This window comes from Variovorax sp. GW821-FHT09B05 (assembly GCF_059418265.1).
Genome location: NZ_JBWKPN010000004.1, coordinates 64,768 through 81,256, shown reverse-complemented (window position 1 = coordinate 81,256; position 16,489 = coordinate 64,768). Strand labels below are relative to the sequence as shown.

At 68.7% G+C, this 16,489-nt stretch carries 16 protein-coding genes; 10 read left to right on the top strand and 6 right to left on the bottom strand.

Translation table 11 applies throughout. The features are described from left to right. Positions 1–36: 36 nt before the first annotated feature. Positions 37–1,953, top strand: coding sequence for a bifunctional metallophosphatase/5'-nucleotidase (locus AC07RM_RS12105; protein ID WP_495334968.1), 1,917 nt, complete (start codon positions 37–39; stop codon positions 1,951–1,953). Positions 1,954–2,168: 215 nt separating this feature from the next. Beyond that, on the top strand, positions 2,169–3,512 hold the full coding sequence (gene gdhA, locus AC07RM_RS12100; protein ID WP_093353132.1) for an NADP-specific glutamate dehydrogenase: 1,344 nt from the start codon (positions 2,169–2,171) through the stop codon (positions 3,510–3,512). 24 nt (positions 3,513–3,536) lie between these two features. Here gdhA and AC07RM_RS12095 read toward each other — a convergent pair whose 3' ends face one another. The 3 genes from AC07RM_RS12095 to AC07RM_RS12085 all read right to left on the bottom strand — a co-directional run bounded on the left by AC07RM_RS12095 (position 3,537) and on the right by AC07RM_RS12085 (position 5,607). After that, positions 3,537–4,112 (bottom strand): dihydrofolate reductase family protein, encoded by a 576-nt coding sequence (locus AC07RM_RS12095; RefSeq protein ID WP_495334598.1) that lies wholly within the window; start codon positions 4,110–4,112, stop codon positions 3,537–3,539. A gap of 106 nt (positions 4,113–4,218) precedes the next feature. After that, a complete protein-coding gene (locus tag AC07RM_RS12090; protein WP_495334597.1) occupies positions 4,219–4,629 on the bottom strand; it encodes a hypothetical protein in 411 nt (136 codons plus the stop codon). A gap of 78 nt (positions 4,630–4,707) precedes the next feature. After that, positions 4,708–5,607, bottom strand: coding sequence for a LysR family transcriptional regulator (locus tag AC07RM_RS12085; RefSeq protein WP_495334596.1), 900 nt, complete (start codon positions 5,605–5,607; stop codon positions 4,708–4,710). Between the two features lie 99 nt (positions 5,608–5,706). On the opposite strand from AC07RM_RS12085, the gene AC07RM_RS12080 reads away from it, so the two are divergent. Continuing rightward, complete coding sequence (locus AC07RM_RS12080) at positions 5,707–6,873, top strand: mandelate racemase/muconate lactonizing enzyme family protein (RefSeq protein WP_296787245.1); 1,167 nt, start codon at positions 5,707–5,709, stop codon at positions 6,871–6,873. A gap of 118 nt (positions 6,874–6,991) precedes the next feature. Beyond that, positions 6,992–7,324, top strand: a complete 333-nt coding sequence (locus AC07RM_RS12075; RefSeq protein WP_143129319.1) for a hypothetical protein — start codon at positions 6,992–6,994, stop codon at positions 7,322–7,324. 9 nt (positions 7,325–7,333) lie between these two features. Here the strand turns inward: AC07RM_RS12075 and AC07RM_RS12070 are convergent, their stop codons facing one another. Then, entirely contained in the window at positions 7,334–8,263 is a 930-nt protein-coding gene (locus AC07RM_RS12070) for a LysR family transcriptional regulator (protein ID WP_431513619.1), read from the bottom strand. Between the two features lie 99 nt (positions 8,264–8,362). On the opposite strand from AC07RM_RS12070, the gene AC07RM_RS12065 reads away from it, so the two are divergent. The 6 genes from AC07RM_RS12065 (at position 8,363) to AC07RM_RS12040 (ending at position 14,529) form a co-directional block, all read left to right on the top strand. Then, positions 8,363–9,169: a hydroxypyruvate isomerase family protein gene (locus tag AC07RM_RS12065; protein ID WP_495334595.1), complete on the top strand. Its 807-nt coding sequence runs from the start codon at positions 8,363–8,365 to the stop codon at positions 9,167–9,169. Positions 9,170–9,198: 29 nt separating this feature from the next. Beyond that, the gene (locus AC07RM_RS12060; protein WP_495334594.1) at positions 9,199–10,542 is read left to right on the top strand and encodes a Rieske 2Fe-2S domain-containing protein; all 1,344 of its coding nucleotides are present in this window, start codon (positions 9,199–9,201) and stop codon (positions 10,540–10,542) included. A gap of 50 nt (positions 10,543–10,592) precedes the next feature. Further along, entirely contained in the window at positions 10,593–11,579 is a 987-nt protein-coding gene (locus tag AC07RM_RS12055; protein WP_281081719.1) for a Bug family tripartite tricarboxylate transporter substrate binding protein, read from the top strand. A 59-nt stretch (positions 11,580–11,638) separates the two neighbouring features. Continuing rightward, entirely contained in the window at positions 11,639–12,487 is an 849-nt protein-coding gene (locus AC07RM_RS12050) for a fumarylacetoacetate hydrolase family protein (RefSeq protein WP_495334593.1), read from the top strand. Further along, entirely contained in the window at positions 12,484–13,440 is a 957-nt protein-coding gene (locus tag AC07RM_RS12045) for a PDR/VanB family oxidoreductase (protein WP_495334592.1), read from the top strand. Before AC07RM_RS12050 ends, AC07RM_RS12045 begins: the two co-directional genes overlap by 4 nt. A gap of 84 nt (positions 13,441–13,524) precedes the next feature. Then, complete coding sequence (locus AC07RM_RS12040) at positions 13,525–14,529, top strand: LacI family DNA-binding transcriptional regulator (protein ID WP_495334591.1); 1,005 nt, start codon at positions 13,525–13,527, stop codon at positions 14,527–14,529. A gap of 15 nt (positions 14,530–14,544) precedes the next feature. Here the strand turns inward: AC07RM_RS12040 and AC07RM_RS12035 are convergent, their stop codons facing one another. Together AC07RM_RS12035 and AC07RM_RS12030 are read right to left on the bottom strand one after the other, a co-directional pair. Further along, entirely contained in the window at positions 14,545–15,525 is a 981-nt protein-coding gene (locus AC07RM_RS12035; protein WP_296787259.1) for a Bug family tripartite tricarboxylate transporter substrate binding protein, read from the bottom strand. Then, entirely contained in the window at positions 15,522–16,415 is an 894-nt protein-coding gene (locus AC07RM_RS12030; RefSeq protein WP_093353170.1) for a TauD/TfdA dioxygenase family protein, read from the bottom strand. Before AC07RM_RS12030 ends, AC07RM_RS12035 begins: the two co-directional genes overlap by 4 nt. Positions 16,416–16,489: the final 74 nt, after the last annotated feature.

Below are 16,489 nucleotides of genomic sequence, written 5' to 3'. Positions count from 1 at the left end.
AAACGCATTCTGAGCGCGTCCGCATTGGCGGCCGCGATGTTGCTCGCTGCCTGCGGCGGCGGTGGTGGTTCGTCGGTGGCCTTCATTCCGCCGCCCGCATCGGGTGGCGGTGGCGATACCCCCGGCACGCCCACGGCCCAGCCGATGGATCTGACGATCCTGCACATCAACGACCACCACTCGAACCTCGACAGCAAGACCAAGACCTTGCAGCTGCGCAGCGCCAGCGGCGGTGCGAGCGGCCCGGTGCAGGTCGATGCGGGCGGCTTCCCGCGCGTCACGGCCGCGATCGAGGCGCTGGCCGCGAAATCGACCCACGTGCTCAAGCTGCACGCGGGCGATGCGCAGACCGGCACGCTCTATTTCAACCGCGCGGGCGCCGACGGCGAGGCCGACGCCGCGCTGATGAACACCGTCTGCTTCGATGCCTTCACGCTCGGCAACCACGAGTTCGACAAGGGCGACAGCGGGCTGAAGAAGTTCATCGACTTCCTGCACAAGGGCGCGTGCAAGACGCCGGTGCTGAGCGCCAACGTCGACTTCGGCGCGAGCTCCGCGCTCCACCCCTCGCGCGCGCCGGGCTACGTCAACAAGTCCATCGTCGTGCAGCGCGGCGGCCAGTCGATCGGCCTCGTGGGCCTGACGATCGCGGCCAAGACCAAGGCCTCGTCGAGCCCCGACCCCGACACCACCTTCGAGGACGAGGCCGTCGCGGCCCAGCGCGAGATCGATGCACTGAAGGCGCGCGGCGTGAACAAGATCATCGTGATGAGCCACATCGGCTACGAGTACGACAAGACCGTGATCGCCAAGCTCAGCGGCGTGGACGTGGTGGTCGGCGGCGACTCGCACACGCTGGTCGGGCCGGCCGGGCTGACGGCCTATGGCGTGGGCTCGCCCGCGGGGGCCTATCCCACGCGCGCGACCGACAAGGACGGCAAGCCCGTCTGCCTGGTGCAGGCCTGGGAATACAGCCAGGTGGTGGGCGAGCTCAAGGTGTCCTTCGACGCGCAGGGCAACGTGACGAACTGCGTCGGCACGCCGCATGTGCTGATCGGCGACGAGTTCAGGGTCGGCAGTGCCTCCGGCGCGCCGGCCGCCACGCCCGATCAGAAGACGGCGATCCTGGCCGATGTCGCGGCCAGCGGCTTCCTGCGCGTGACCACGCCCAGCGTGGCGGCGGCCGCCGTGCTCAAGCCCTTCAAGGACAAGGTGGACGCGTTCACGAAGAGCGAGGTGGCCCTGGTGCCGACCGAGCTGTGCTCGCGCCGCGTGCCCGGCGGCGTGGGAACGGTCGACTACAGCCGCTCGAGCGTGGCCTGCAATGCGCTGGGCGAGGTCAGCCTGCGCGGCGGCGACATCCAGCAGCTCGTGGCCCAGGCCTATGTCGACGTGGCCAATGCCGAGTACGGCGGTGCCGACATCTCGCTGCAGAGCGGCGGTGGCGTGCGCGTGCCGCTCAACGGCCGCGTGACCGCCGCGAACGTGATCGAGGTGCTGCCCTTCGGCAACATGCTGTTCCGTCTCGACATCACCGGCCAGGAGGTCAAGCGCATGCTCGAGGACGGCATGCAGGCGGTCTACGGTCCCGGCGGCTCGACCGGCCCGTACCCCTACACCGGCAACCTGCGCTTCGACGTGGACGCGACCAAGGCCGAGGGCAGCCGCGTCACCAACATCGAGGTGCGCAATGCCGCGGCCAACACCTGGGGCCCGCTGGACCTGACCAAGACCTACAAGCTCTTCGTGCTGAGCTTCAATGCCACCGGCGGCGACGGCTACAAGACCCTGGCCGCCGTGCCCGCCGCGCGCCGCCTCGACATCGGCGTGCTCGACGCGGACGTGTTCCAGACCTACATCGACCGTCAGGCCAAGGACGTGGGGACGGGGCTGCCGCTGCTGCGCAAGCCCGATGGGGCGCTGTACAGCACGAAGTCGTATGTGAAGCCCTGAGGGGCCGAACCAGCGGGCCGCGGGGTGCGGCTCACCTCCCCAGCTTCGCCGCCAGCGGATGTCCATCCGCTGGCGGCGAATTCGTTTTCAATCCAAGTTGGTGCGAATTCGAACCTTATCCCTACAATTCTCATTACTTTGGTGCATAACCTTGAACTGTTTGTGCATGAGAATGCACTATTTTGGTCAGAACGCACCTTTTTGGAGATAGAGGAATGAAGCACGCCAGCGCCCAAGACTTCCTGGCCCACGTGGCCCAGCGCAATCCCGGGCAGCCCGAATACCTGCAGGCCGTGACGGAGGTCATCCAGAGCCTGTGGCCCTTCATCGCACAGCATCCGCGCTACCAGACGCAGGCCCTGCTGGAGCGGCTGGTGGAACCCGAGCGCGTGATCACCTTCCGTGTCTGCTGGACCGACGACCACGGCGACGTGCAGGTCAACCGCGGCTACCGCATCCAGCACAGCCTGGCCATCGGCCCGTACAAGGGCGGCCTGCGCTTCCATCCGTCCGTGAACCTGTCGATCCTGAAGTTCCTGGCCTTCGAGCAGACCTTCAAGAACGCGCTGACCACGCTGCCGATGGGCGGCGGCAAGGGTGGTTCCGACTTCGATCCCAAGGGGCGCAGCCAGGGCGAGGTCATGCGCTTCTGCCAGGCCTTCGCCACCGAGCTGTTCCGCCATGTGGGCGCCTACACCGACGTGCCCGCGGGCGACATCGGCGTGGGCGGCCGCGAGGTGGGCTACCTCACCGGCATGGTCAAGAAGCTCACCAACCGCGCCGACTGTGTGTTCACCGGCAAGGGCCTCTCGTTCGGCGGCTCGCTGATCCGGCCCGAGGCCACGGGCTACGGCAACGTCTATTTCGCGCAGGAGATGCTGCAGACGCGCGGGCGCAGCTTCGAGGGGCTGCGCGTGTCGGTCTCGGGCGCGGGCAACGTCGCCCAGTACACGATCGAGAAGGCCATGGCGCTCGGGGCCAAGGTGATCACGGTGTCCGACTCCAGTGGCACCGTGGTCGACGAGTCGGGCTTCACTGCCGAGAAGCTCGCGGTGCTGATGGACGTGAAGAACCACCACTACGGCCGCGTGAGCGACTACGCCGAGCGCGTCGGCGCGAAGTTCGTCGCCGGTGCCACGCCGTGGCATGTGCCGGTGGACGTGGCGTTGCCCAGCGCGACCCAGAACGAACTCGACGTCGAGGACGCGAAGACGCTGGTGAAGAACGGCGTGGTCTGCGTGGCCGAGGGCGCGAACATGCCGTCCACCATCGAGGCGGTCAAGGTGTTCGAGGCGGCCGACGTTCTCTATGCGCCGGGCAAGGCCAGCAATGCCGGCGGCGTCGCCACCTCGGGCCTGGAGATGAGCCAGAACGCCGCGCGCCTATCATGGCCGCGCGAGGAGGTCGACGCGCGCCTGCTGCAGATCATGCGCAGCATCCACGAGGCCTGCCTGGCCCACGGGCGCCGCGAGGACGGCCGCGTGAGCTATGTCGATGGCGCGAACGTGGCGGGCTTCGTCAAGGTGGCGGATGCGATGCTGGCGCAGGGTGTGGTTTGAGCGCGTGACCGCGCCCTTTCGTCGTCAGGCCTTCAGGGGCCCGGCGAACCTGTAGCTGCCGAGCAGCAACCCCGACGGCGTCGTCTTGCTGCCGACGAGTTCGAAGGCCCGCGCCGGCAACCCCTGCGCGAAAAGGCGCTTGCCGGTGCCCAGCAGCACCGGATAGACGATCAGCATCATCTCGTCGACCAGCCCGTGCTCGAGCAGCGCCGATGTCAGCGTGGAGCTGCCCCAGAGCACGAGGTCCGGGCCGGCGCTCGACTTGAGGCGGCCAACGCTCTCGGCGATGTCCGGCCCGAGGCCTTCGAACGGACCCCAGGCCAGGCTGTCGGGGCGATGGGTCACGACGTACTTGGTCGCCGCATTCAGGCCGTCCGCCATCGGCCCGCCCAGCGCCTTGGGCCAGTAGTCCGACCACAGGTCGTAGGTGCGACGGCCCAGCAGCAGGTCGAAGCGTTCGCCGTGCGCGGCGAGCACTTCGTCGCGGCCCTCGGGCGTGCGGTAGGGCGCGGTCCAGTCGCCATGCGGGAAGCCGTCCTCGCTGGAGGACTGGATCACGCCGTCTAGCGATACGTGTTCCATGATCTTGAGCTTTCTCATGCGGGTCTCCTTGCTGGGGGTTGGAGATTCAGGGGTAGCCGGAGTTTGACATCCAGGGCCTGCGCACGCTTCTGGGCCGATTCCTGCTGCTGCCTGCAAGAAATGCTCAGAACGAGCGCGTGCCGCCGCCGAAATTCCACGCCGGCGGCCAGCGGTCGATCGTGTCCATCTTTCGCTGCCATGTGTAGCGGTGATTGCCCACCAATTCGGTTTCCAGATGCACGACCGCCGTGATGCCATCGAGGCTTGCAAGCAGCCGCTCGAACTTGACGAGCCATGCCTCCCATTCCAGTTCGATCGCCTTGAACGATGCACCGAAGTGAATGACACGGAAGGTATAGGCCACGCTGACATCCACGCTCGAGGTCATGCTGAACATCGAACGAACGAGGAATGGCCACTCATCCTGCTCGGGGAGTGCCAGGAGTGCGGCCTCGTTGAGGGCGTCTGCGTCCGGTTTGCTCGGTCGCGAATGAAACACTTCGATTGCGCCGTATACGAGAGTCTGGTGGCCCATGGTGTGGATCTCGATCTGTTTCTATGAAGCTGTGGCTCTGGCAAACGATGCTCGTCGGGCATGATGAGCGGACGCGTCTCAACGCGGATGCGCCGCCTTCCAGAACGCCTCGACCGCCGTACCCATCGGCGCGCGTCCGCGGTACAGCCGCACCTGCAGCGGCACGACCCATTCCTCGCCACCGGCCGGCACCAGCGTCCCCGCCGCGATGTCCTCGTCGACCAAGGTCCTCGGCAGCCACGCAATCCCCCGCCCATCGAGCGCCATGGTCCGCAGCACCGAGGCCAGGTGCGCGGTGAACACCACCTTCGGTGCCAGCGCATCGAGCCGGCGGCCCAGCACGGCCTGCGCGATCCGTCCCAGTCCCGATTCCTGGCTGTAGGCAAGCAGCGGCACGGGCGCGGTGGCGCTCTTGCCTAGCACATGCCGCGCGCGGCCCCTGGCACCGGGCGCGCTGACCGGCACCAGCGCATCGGCGCCGACCAGCGTCGACAGCGCTCCCGAGTTATCGAGCGAGTTCGCGGCCTCGGGATGCGCATGGCTCAGCACGAACTGCACCTTGCCCTGCGACAGCAGCAGCTCGCAGCGTGGCAGCAGGTCCGACATGAGCTGCACCGGGCCCAGCGCCACGCGCGATTCGAGCGTGCGCAGCCAGCGCGGCAGGAAGGTGAACGAGAGCGCATGCGTGGCGGCGAGCCGCAGGGTCGCGGCATCGGCTTCGTTCACGGCGCGCGCATCGGCGGGAATGCGGTCGACGCGCGCACGCAGCTCGCGCGCGACCGTGCCGAACCATTCGCCCGCGGGCGTGAGCGTGGCGGGCTGGCCGCTGCGGTCGAACAGCTCGGTGCCCAGCCATTCCTCGAGCGCGCGCACGCGGCGGCTGAAGGCCGGCTGGGTCAGGTGGCGCTCCTCGGCCGCGCGCGAGAAGTTGCCCGTTTCGGCCAGCACCAGGAAGTCGTCGAGCCAGAGGAAATTCATGGCGGTGCTTTCAAGGCATCGAAGTCTAGAAAAAGGGCATTGGCCGGATCGGCGCGGCGCGGCCACCATCGGGTCTTCCTCAGCTCCTGGAGACCTCCCGTGAAGATCGTCGAGATCCGCGAACAGACCATCCCGATCAGTTCGCCCATCCGCAATGCGTACATCGACTTTAGCAAGATGACCCTGAGCCTCGTGGCGGTGATCACCGACGTGGTCCGCGACGGCAAGCCGGTGGTCGGCTACGGCTTCAACTCCAACGGCCGCTACGGCCAGGGCACGCTGATGCGCGAGCGCTTCATTCCGCGCATTCTCGAAGCGCAGCCCGACACGCTGCTCGACGCGAGCGGCCGCAACCTCGATCCGCACAAGGTGTGGGACACGATGTTCAAGAACGAGAAGCCCGGTGGCCATGGCGAGCGCTCGGTCGCCATCGGCACCATCGACATGGCGGTGTGGGACGCGGTGGCGAAGATCGAGGGCAAGCCGCTGTTCCAGCTGCTGGCCGAGCGCTACGGCAACGGCACGCCGAACCCGAAGGTCTTCGTCTACGCGGCCGGCGGCTACTACTACCCGGGCCAGGACCACGGCAAGCTCAAGGACGAGATGCGCAGCTACATCGACCGCGGCTACACGGTGGTCAAGAAGAAGATCGGCGGCGATTCGCTCGACGAGGACCTGCGCCGCATCGACTCGATCCTCGGCGTGCTGCAGGACGGCCAGAAGCTGTGCGTGGACGCGAACGGCCGCTTCGACCTCGACACGGCGATCGCCTATGCCAAGGCGCTGTCGCAGTACGACCTGTTCTGGTACGAGGAAGCCGGCGATCCGCTCGACTTCGAACTGCAGGCCACGCTGCGCAACTACTACGCCAACCCGATGGCCACGGGCGAGAACCTGTTCTCGATGCAGGACGCGCGCAACCTAATCCGTCATGGCGGCATGCGGCCCGACCGCGACTGGCTGCAGTTCGACTGCGCGCTCAGCTACGGCCTGGTCGAGTACCTGCGCACGCTCGACATGCTCAAGCAGCACGGCTGGTCCGCGAGCCGCTGCATCCCGCATGGCGGCCACCAGATGTCGCTCAACATCGCGGCCGGGCTGGGGCTCGGCGGCAACGAGTCCTACCCCGACCTGTTCCAGCCCTTCGGCGGCTTCCCCGACGGCGTGAAGGTGGAGAACGGCCATGTCACGCTGCCGCCGCTGCCGGGCATCGGCTTCGAGGGCAAGGCCGACCTGTACGCGCGGATGCGGGCGCTGTCGGATTGAGTGTCGGACTGAAGGGGCGATCGAGCGCGCGACCCGTGCGTCCGCTATATTCCGCCGGCCCCATCGCGGCCGGCGGGAGCGCAAGCCGTTGCGTCTCGCAACCCCTCAGGAGATCGAAGTGCATCCAAAGTTTTGCGGCCTCGTGGCCATCGTCGTGGCGCTGTCGGGCTGCAGCCTGTGGCCGAAGTCCGGCCCCTCCAAGGATGCGCCGAAGGCCGCGGCACCGAGCGAGACCTACCACTCGGACCGGCCCAAGTCCTTCACCAACACCGCGGGCGTGTCGGTGCCCGAGAACTTGATGCTGCTGTGCCAGTACCGCGTGGGCAAGACACTGGCGGAACAGGACGAGAAGAACCGGCAGTCGACCACGCCGCAGCGGCTCGAGTACGGCACGGGCGCGAGCGCGCCGCTGAAGGCCTGCCTGTCGGCTTACGGCTACCTGGAGCGCTGAGCGCGGGACTCATCCCGCGCCGGGGCGCAGTTCGGCTGGTGCATCCGACAGCTCGCCGACCAGGAAGTCCCTGAAGCTTTCGGCCGCCGGCGACAGTGCGCGGGCCCGCGCGCAGAACAGCGACAGGTGGCGATCCACCGTCGGTGAGGTCAGCGGCCGCGACACCAGGCCGAAGGATTCGAGCATCGGCAGCACGCGGCTGGGCTGGGCCGTGATGCCGAAGCCGCCGCGCACCATGCCGAGCGCGGTGGTGATGAACGACACCTCGTGCGCCGGATGCAGCGCCAGCGCATCCGAGTGCTTGAACAGGTCGGCCTGCAGCCGGTTCGTGAAGTCGGGCGTGAGGCTCACGAACGGATGCTGCAGCGCCTGCGCCCAGGTCACGCGGGCGCGCGCGGCCAGCGCATGGTCGCCCGGGCACACCAGCCGGATGCGATCGCGCATCAGGCTTTGCTGCAGCAATTCGGGCGGCGTCGGGCGCTGCGGCGCGATGCAGAGGTCGGCCTCGCCGCTCACGACCCGCGCGGTGGCCTGCTGGTTCAGCGAATCGAGCACGTAGACCGCGATCGCCGGATACCGGCGGCGGTAGCGATGGATCATTTCAGGCAGCGTCGTCGCCGCATAGAGCGGCGTGCAGGCGATGCGCACCGTGCCGCGCTTCTTCTGCTCGAGGTCCTGCGTGCTCTCGAGCGCGCGCGAGAGATCGTCGAGCACCTGCCGCGCGAGCGGATAGAACTCGCTGCCCGCCAGCGCGAGGGCGGTCGACCGCGTCGTGCGGTCGAACAGGCGCACCCCCACATTGCGTTCGAGATCGCGGATCAAGAGGCTCAGCGCCGAAGGCGTGAGATGGAGCCGGCGCGCCGCCGCGGCAAAGCTGCCGGCATCGGCGATGGCGACGAAGGCGCGCAACTGGCGCAGGGACACGTTTCCGATATTCATAAGACAAGCTCAACAGGGCCTAAAAAAGTCTAGCTTGTCTTAGCAATACCCGCTACCTACGATGCCCTTCATCCGAGACCAACACGAAGCGATTCCACGATGCTGCGATTCGATCCCAACCTGCGGTGGCTGTTCACCGAATACCCGATGCTCGAGCGTTACGAGGCGGCCGCCCGGGCCGGCTTCCGCGGCGTGGAGGTGGCTTTTCCCTACGAGCATCCGGCGCGCGAGATCGCGGCCCGGCTCGAGGCCAACGGGCTTGCGCTGGTGCAGATCCTCTCGCCCTTCGACTGGGACGCCGGCGAGCGCGGCTACGCGGCGCTGCCGGGACTCGAGGCGCGGTTCCGGCAGAGCATCCACACCGCGATCGACTACTCGGCGCAGGTTGGCGGTCCGATGATCCACGTGATGCCCGGCAACATCGGGCCGGACATGGACCGCGCCCGCTGCATGGACCTGCTCAAGGAGAACATCGCCTGGGCCGCCGACCAGGCCCGCGCCAGCGGGCTCACGCTGATCCTCGAGCCCTGCTGCCGCGCGCGCTTTCCCGACTTCCTCTATCACCGCATCGAGGAGGGCGTGGCGGTGGTCGAGGCGCTGGGCCGCGACAACGTGAAGCTGTGCTTCGACACCTTCCACATCCAGACCGAGCAAGGTGCCATCGCCGAACGCCTGAAGGCCGCATGGCCTCACGTCGGGCACATCCAGGTCGGCAGTGTGCCGGGCCGCAACGAACCGGGCACCGGCGAGATCCGTTTCCCCTACCTGTTCGAACTGATCGAGCAGATGGGGTGGGAGGGATGGATCGGCTGCGAGTACGCGCCTTCGGGCCACACGCTCGACACGCTGCAATGGGCCGCCGATCACGGCATCCGCGATCCGCGCACGGCAGCGGCCGCGCACTGAACAACACCACCCACGAGGAGACGACCGCGATGCTCAGCGCCGCCGACAACGACATGCTCACCCGCACCGGGGCCCAGACACCGATGGGCCAGTTCTTCCGCCGCTTCTGGCAGCCCGTGGCGCTGTCGCGCGAGCTGCCGGAGCGCGACGGCGCGCCGATGCGCGTGAACATCATGGGCGAGAGGCTGGTGGCCTTCCGCAACAGCGAGGGCGTGGTCGGACTGGTCGACGCGCGCTGCCCGCACCGCGGTGCGGACCTGTACTTCGGGCGCAACGAGAACTGCGCGATCCGCTGCGTGTTCCATGGCTGGCAGTTCGACCTGCAGGGGCGCCCGGTGGAGCTGCCCAACGTGCCGCCCGGCGCGAGCTACCACCAGACGCTGCGGCTCAAGGCCTACCCGACACGCGAGCACGGCGGCGTGGTCTGGGCCTACATGGGACCCGATCCCTGGGAGCGCGAATTGCCCGAGCTGCCGCAGCTCGAGTTCGCGGCGTTGCCGGAGTCGCACCGCTACGTCACCAAGAAGCTGCAGGAATGCAATTGGGCGCAATCGATCGAGGGCGCGCTCGACACCTCGCACTTCTCGTTCCTGCACATGCCGGCGCCGGGCGTGCCCTCGAACGCGAACCCCGATGCGCCGGCCGACGAGAAGCGCCTGCGCTGGATCCGCGAGGACCCGCTGCCGCTGTTCTCGATCCTCGAGCACGAGGTCGGCTTCGTCGTGGGCGGCGCGCGGCGCGCCGACGATGGCGTGCGCTACTGGCGCAGCGCGCAGTTCGCGCTGCCCTCGCACAGCACCACGCCCTCCACGCTGCCCGGCGAGACCCACTTCGGCTACACCTGGGTGCCGATCGACGACGAGAACTGCTGGATCTACACCTATGCGTGGAACCCGGATCGCCCGCTCGGCGAGGAGGAGGTCGCGAAGTTCAAGGAAGGCCATGGCGTGATCGCGGAGGTGGATGCGGACTTCATCCCGATCCGCAACCGCTCCAACGAATACCTGATCGACCGCGTCCACCAGAAGCACATCAGCTTCACCGGCGTGCGCGGCGTGGCCGAGCAGGACGCGATGATCCAGGACAGCCAGGGCCGCATCGCGGATCGGACGCAGGAACATCTGTCGGCCTCCGATGCCGCCGTGGTGCGTTTTCGCCGCACCGTGCTCACGGGCGCGAAGGCACTGGCGCGCGGCATCGAGCCCGAGGCGCCGCTGCGGCACGCGGCCTACCGTCTGCGCTCGGGAAGCTGGTTCGCTTCCGAGGGCGTGTCCTTCGAGCAGGTGATGCTCGAGCGCTTCGGCGACACCGTCGGCCGCATCGCGGCGGCGCCGGGCGCACCGAGCGCCGAGGAGGCCACCAGCGCGCGCTAGTTTTTTTCCGCTTCCCCGTTACCGACAAGAAATCCTGGAGACAAGACACGATGAACCCGATGAAGAAGTTCCGCTGGCCCGCCGCGCTGGCGCTCGCGGCCTGTGCGCTGGTCGGTGCCGCCACCGTCCATGCGAGCACCTACCCGTCCAAACCCATCAAGCTGATCATTCCCTACGCGGTCGGCGGCTCGACCGACCAGACGGGGCGGCTCATGGCCAAGTCCCTGTCCGAACGGCTCGGGCAGGCCGTGGTGGTCGAGAACCGCGCGGGCGCCGGCGGCACCCTGGGCCAGGACTTCGTGGCCAAGGCATCGGCCGATGGCTACACGCTGCTGTTCAGCGCCGCGGGTCCGCTCACGGTGACGCCGCACACCTATGCGAAGCTGAGCTACGACCCGGTCAAGTCCTTCGAGCCGATCGCGCTGGTGGCCACGCAACCGTTGCTGCTGGCCGTGAAGCCGGGCCTCAAGGCCGACAGCGTGGCCGAGTTGATCGCGCAGGCCAAGGCGAACCCCGGCAAGCTGTCGTACGGATCCTTCGGCAACGGCAGTGCCGCGCACCTGGCCGGGGAGTACTTCAAGACGCTGACCGGCGTGGACATGGTGCACGTGCCCTACAAGGGCAGCGGGCCCGCGCTGGTCGACCTGGTGGCGGGGCAGATCGACCTGATGTTCGACGTCTTCAGCACCTCGGCGCCGCTGGTCAAGGCCGGCAAGCTGCGCGCGCTCGCGATCACTTCCACCGAGCGCTCGCCGCAGTTCCCGCAGGTGCCGACCATGCAGCAGGCCGGCGTCGCGGGCTTCGAGGCCGGCACCTGGTTCGGGCTGCTGGCGCCGGCCGGCACGCCGCGGCCCGTCATCGACAAGCTCTCGGCCGCGGTCAACGCGGCGCTCGGCGAGAAGGAGCTGCAGGAGACGCTGGCCTCGCAGGGCGCGAGCGTGCGCGGCGGCACGCCCGAGCAGTTCAGGAGCTACTTCCTGGCCGAGTACGACAAGTGGGGGCGCATCGTGAAGTCGGCCGGCGTCACGGCCGACTGAGCGCGGCCCTTCTTCCGTTTTTCTTCCACCCGCCCCTCGTCAGGGGGCCGCTTTCCGTCATGAAACTTCTGAGCTATTCCCACCAGGGACGGGCGCGCTGGGGCGCGCTCGTCGATGAACGCATCGTCGACCTGCAGGCCGCGTCGCAGGGGCGCTGCCCCACGCTGCGCAGCGCGCTCGCCCAACTGGACCTGCCCGCGATCGAGGCCTTGGCCAGGAGCGCCGTACCCGACGTCGCGCTCGGCGAGGTGACGCTGCTGCCGGTCGTGCCCGACGCGCCGCGCATCTTCTGCATCGGCCTCAACTACGAGGAGCACCGCGTCGAGGCGCGGCGCGAGAAGACCGGCCAGCCGACCGTGTTCCTGCGCGTGGCGTCCTCCCAGGTCGGCCACGGCCAGCCGATCGTGCTGCCGCGCGAATCCACCTGCCTCGACTACGAGGGCGAGATCGCGATCGTCATCGGCCGCGGCGGCCGGCGCATCCGCGAGCAGGATGCCTGGGCGCACGTGGCCGGCTATGCGCCCTACAACGATGCTTCGGTGCGCGACTGGCAGGCCCACACCACGCAGTGGACGCCGGGCAAGAACTTTCCCGCCACGGGCGGCTTCGGGCCCTGGATGGTCACGCGCGGCGAGATCGCCGATGGCCAGGAACTGGGTCTGGCCACGCGGCTCAACGGCGAGGTGGTGCAGCAGGCGACGACCGCGCAGCTGATCTTCCCGATGCCCACCCTGATCGCCTACATCTCGACCTTCACCGCGCTCGAGCCGGGCGACGTGATCGTGACCGGCACGCCCGGCGGCGTGGGCTTCAAGCGCCAGCCGCCGCTGTACCTGCGCGCGGGCGACGTGGTGGAGATCGAGGTGGACGGCGTGGGCATCCTGTCGAACGCCGTGCAAGCCGAATGACCGACACGCGGCCGATCGAGGCGCGCATCGCCGCGCGCGCGAGCGTGGCGCCGGACATCTGCGCGCTCGAGATCGAGGCGCGCGACGGCACGCCGCTGCCGGCCTTCGATGCCGGCGCGCACATCGACGTGCATGTCGGCGGCTTCGTGCGGCAGTACTCGCTGCTCGGCGCGCCGTGCGCGGCGCCCGCGCGCTATCGCATCGCGGTGCTGAAGACCGCCGCCTCGCGCGGCGGCTCCGAAGCAGTGCACGCCCGGCTGCAGGCGGGCAGCGCGTTGCGGATCTCGATGCCGAGGAACCTGTTCCCGCTGCAGCCGCAAAGCCCATGGTCGCTGCTCGTCGCGGGCGGCATCGGCATCACGCCGCTGCTGAGCATGGCGGCGGTACTGCACGCGGCCGGCTCGCCGTTCGAGCTGCATTACTGCGCGCGCTCGCGCGGCGCCATGGCCTTCGTCGACGAGCTGCTGCGCTCGCCGTTCGCGCACGCAGTGCACTTGCATGCGGACGACGAGGCGGCTTTCGATGCCGCGCGGGTGCTGGCCGGCAGGCCCGCCGACGCGCGGCTCTATGTCTGCGGCCCGCAGGGCTTCATGGACCATGTGCTGCGCACCGCGAAGGCCGCGGGCTGGGACGAGCGCAGGTTGCACCACGAGTCCTTCCAACCGGTGGCGGCGGCTCGAGGCGATCGCGGCTTCGAGCTGGTCGCGGCGCGCAGCGGCAGGCGCATCGCGGTCGCGGCCGGCGAGACGGCGCTGCAGGCGCTGCGGCGCGAAGGCATCGAGATCGCATCGTCCTGCGAACAAGGGGTCTGCGGAAGCTGCCTCACACCGGTGCTCGAGGGCCGGGTCGAGCACCGCGATGCCTTTCTCACGGCGCAGGAACAGGCGCTGCACGACCAGTTCCTGCCGTGCTGTTCACGCGCGCTCGGCGAGGTGTTGACGCTCGATCTCTGAGGCCGTTGCGGGGCCCGGCTTCGAGGGGCGGCGCTTTGGCACGCCATCCTAGAATCGCCGCATGGCATCTCCAGCGGCTTCTTCATGATCGGTTCCGGCGGCAAGCCCACCAGCAGGGACGTCGCGCGGCTCGCGGGGGTGTCGCAGGCGACGGTGTCGCGCGTGTTGCAGAACTCGCCGCTGGTGCAGCCGGCCACGCGCCAGGCGGTGCTCGATGCGATCGCGCAATCGGGCTATGCGCCCAACGCGGCCGCGCGCTGGATGCGCACCAAGCGCACCGGCATCATCGCGCTGGTGGTCGCCAACCTCGCGGTCAATCCGCTCTATCCGGCGATGCTGCAGCTGCTCTCAGCGGCGCTGCGCAAGCGCGGCCTCTCGGCCTCGGTCTACGAGGAAGAAGACTTCAGCGACGCGACCATGCGCGTGATGGTCGAGAGCGGCGTGGACGGCGTCATCACCACCACGGCCACCGAGGCCTCGCTGCCGCTCCTGGAACGCATCGCGCAGAAGGTGCCGCTGGTGCTGCTGCACCGCACCGTGGGCTCCGATGCCTTCGACCAGTTCTCGAGCGACAACCGCGCGAGCGGTGCCTCGACCGCGGGCTTCTTCGTGGACCACGGGCGCATGCGGATCGGCCTGATCTCGGGCCACGACCTGCCGAGCACCTTGCGCGAGCGCGAGCAGGGCTTCGTCGAGGAGCTCGCGCGGCGCGGCGTCGCGCTGAGCCCGGGCGCGGTGGCGCGGGTGCCGAAGTTCTCCTATGCCGCGGGCCAGGACGCGGCGCGCGCGATCCTGCAGTCGGGCCGCGTCGATGCGATCTTCGGCGTCAACGACATCGTGGCGATCGGCGCGCTCGACGGCGTGCGCTCGCAGGGGCTCGCGGTGCCGCGCGATGTCTGGGTCGTGGGCCACGACGACGTGCCGATGGCTGCCTGGGACAGCATCGCGCTCACGACGGTCTCGCAGTCGCGCGAGGCGATGGTGGAGGCCGCCGTCGCGCGGCTGTGCGCGCGGCTCGACAACCAGCAGATGGAGCCGGCACGCGTGGTGCTCCCGCACGCGTTCATCGTGCGGGGCACGGCCGGCTGATCAACGCCTCGCGGCTCAGTCGAGGGTGATGTTGTTCTCGTGGGCCACCTTGCCCCACTTCGCGACTTCGTTCTTCAGGTAGCTCGCGAACTCCTCGGGCGTCGAGCCGACGATGTCGGCGCCCATCGACGTGAGCTTGGCGGCCGTCTCGGGCTGCTTGAGGATCTTCACGATCTCGGTGTTGAGCCGCGCGACGATCTCGGGCGGCAGGTTGGCCGGCCCCATCACGCCGCCCCAGGAGTTGGCCTCGAAGTTCGGGATGCCGCCTTCGGCCACCGTGGGCACGGAGGCCAGCGCCGAGGAGCGCTTGGCACCGGTGACCGCGATCGGCTTGAGCAGCCCGCTCTTGATCTGCGACATGCCGCCGATCACGGTCGGGAAGATCACGCTCACATTGCCCGCGATGGTGTCCTGCAGGCCGGGCGCATCGCCCTTGTAGGGCACGTGGACCATCTTGAAGCTCGCCATCGACTTCATCATCTCGCCCGCGAGATGGTTGGCCGATCCGTTGCCGGCCGAGGCATAGGTCAGCTTGTCGGGGTGCGCCTTGGCATAGGCGATCAGCTCCTTCATCGAGTTGACCGGCATCGTGGGCTGCACCAGCACCACCAGCGGCACCACCGAGGTCAGCGTGATCGGCGTGAAGTCCTTGATCGCGTCGTAGGGCAGCTTGCGGTAGACGGCCGGATTGATCGCGTTGGGCCCGAGGTTGGCCATCAGCAGCGTGTAGCCGTCGGGTGCCGCCTTGGCCACGTACTCGAGCGCGATCAGGCCGTTGGCACCGGGCCGGTTCTCGACCACGAAGGCCTGGCCCAGCGCCTCGGTGAGCTTCACGCTGAGCAGGCGCGCGGTCACGTCCGACGCGCCGCCGGGCGGGTAGGGCACCACGAAGCGCACGGGCTGCTTCGATGGCCAGGCCTGGGCCAGCGCGGCGGCCGACACCACGAGCGAGGCCACGCACAGGCCCGCGGCACGCAACAGGGAACGGGCCTTCATGCGGCCACCGTCGCGGTCGAGGCCGCGGGCAGCGGCAGGTCCAGCGTCGTGGTGCGCCGCAGCTCGCGCCGGTACTTCTTGTCGTCGAAGGGCCGCGCGCGGTGCATGGTGGTGCGGTTGTCCCAGATCACGAAGTCGTGCACCCGCCATTCGTGGCGGTAGATGAACTGCGGCTGCGTCGCGTGCTCGCTGAGGTCGCGCAGGATCAGCCGGCCCTCGGGCACGGCCATGTCGACGATGTGCGAGGCATGCGAGGCGAGGTAGAGCGAGCGCCGCCCGGTGCGCGGCAGGGTGCGCGCCAGCGGATGCACCGCGCCCTTGAGCCGCTGCTTCTCTTCCTCGGAGAACTCGAAGCCCATGATCTGGCGCGAGTAGGCGATCGAATGGAAGACCTGCAGTCCTTCGATGGCGGCCTTGGTCGCGTCGTCGAGCGCGTCGTAGGCGGCGCGCATGTCGGCGAACTCGGTGTCGGCCCGCACGGGCGGCACCACGCGCGCCGACAGCATCGAGTAGCGGCCGGGCGGGTTCTCGAACGAGGCGTCGGTGTGCCACAGCCGGTTGCTGATGGTGCTCATGCGCAGCCGGTGGTCGGCCGGCAGGATCTGGCCGTCGGCGCCGACGTTGGAGATGTCGGTCAGGGCCTCGTTGCCAAAGCGGTTCTTGGCGAGCACGGCGACCGAGGTCTTGCTGTGCAGCGTGCCGTCGAAGCGCTCGGCGAAGGCGAGCTGCTCCTCGTTCTCGAGCGGCTGGTCGCGAAAGACCAGCACCGCGTGCTCGTCCATGCCGGCGCGCAGCTGCGCGAGCGTGTCGGGGTCGGTCAGGGTGCGCAGGCTGATGCCGGTCACCTCGGCGCCCAGCACCGAAGGGAGTTTCTGGATGTGCAGTGTCATGGTGGAGTCGTCTTTGGGTACGTATTCATGAATACGTAGTCATTTTTGGCCGCATGGCCGCTGCGGCGCATCGG

Coding starts and splice junctions, on each gene's coding strand:
- AC07RM_RS12105 (WP_495334968.1), top strand. CDS start 37: ATGTTGCTCGCTGCCTGCGGCGGCGGTGGTGGTTCGTCGGTGGCCTTC.
- gdhA (WP_093353132.1), top strand. CDS start 2,169: ATGAAGCACGCCAGCGCCCAAGACTTCCTGGCCCACGTGGCCCAGCGC.
- AC07RM_RS12095 (WP_495334598.1), bottom strand. CDS start 4,112: ATGAGAAAGCTCAAGATCATGGAACACGTATCGCTAGACGGCGTGATC.
- AC07RM_RS12090 (WP_495334597.1), bottom strand. CDS start 4,629: ATGGGCCACCAGACTCTCGTATACGGCGCAATCGAAGTGTTTCATTCG.
- AC07RM_RS12085 (WP_495334596.1), bottom strand. CDS start 5,607: ATGAATTTCCTCTGGCTCGACGACTTCCTGGTGCTGGCCGAAACGGGC.
- AC07RM_RS12070 (WP_431513619.1), bottom strand. CDS start 8,263: ATGAATATCGGAAACGTGTCCCTGCGCCAGTTGCGCGCCTTCGTCGCC.
- AC07RM_RS12065 (WP_495334595.1), top strand. CDS start 8,363: ATGCTGCGATTCGATCCCAACCTGCGGTGGCTGTTCACCGAATACCCG.
- AC07RM_RS12060 (WP_495334594.1), top strand. CDS start 9,199: ATGCTCAGCGCCGCCGACAACGACATGCTCACCCGCACCGGGGCCCAG.
- AC07RM_RS12055 (WP_281081719.1), top strand. CDS start 10,593: ATGAACCCGATGAAGAAGTTCCGCTGGCCCGCCGCGCTGGCGCTCGCG.
- AC07RM_RS12050 (WP_495334593.1), top strand. CDS start 11,639: ATGAAACTTCTGAGCTATTCCCACCAGGGACGGGCGCGCTGGGGCGCG.
- AC07RM_RS12045 (WP_495334592.1), top strand. CDS start 12,484: ATGACCGACACGCGGCCGATCGAGGCGCGCATCGCCGCGCGCGCGAGC.
- AC07RM_RS12040 (WP_495334591.1), top strand. CDS start 13,525: ATGATCGGTTCCGGCGGCAAGCCCACCAGCAGGGACGTCGCGCGGCTC.
- AC07RM_RS12035 (WP_296787259.1), bottom strand. CDS start 15,525: ATGAAGGCCCGTTCCCTGTTGCGTGCCGCGGGCCTGTGCGTGGCCTCG.
- AC07RM_RS12030 (WP_093353170.1), bottom strand. CDS start 16,415: ATGACACTGCACATCCAGAAACTCCCTTCGGTGCTGGGCGCCGAGGTG.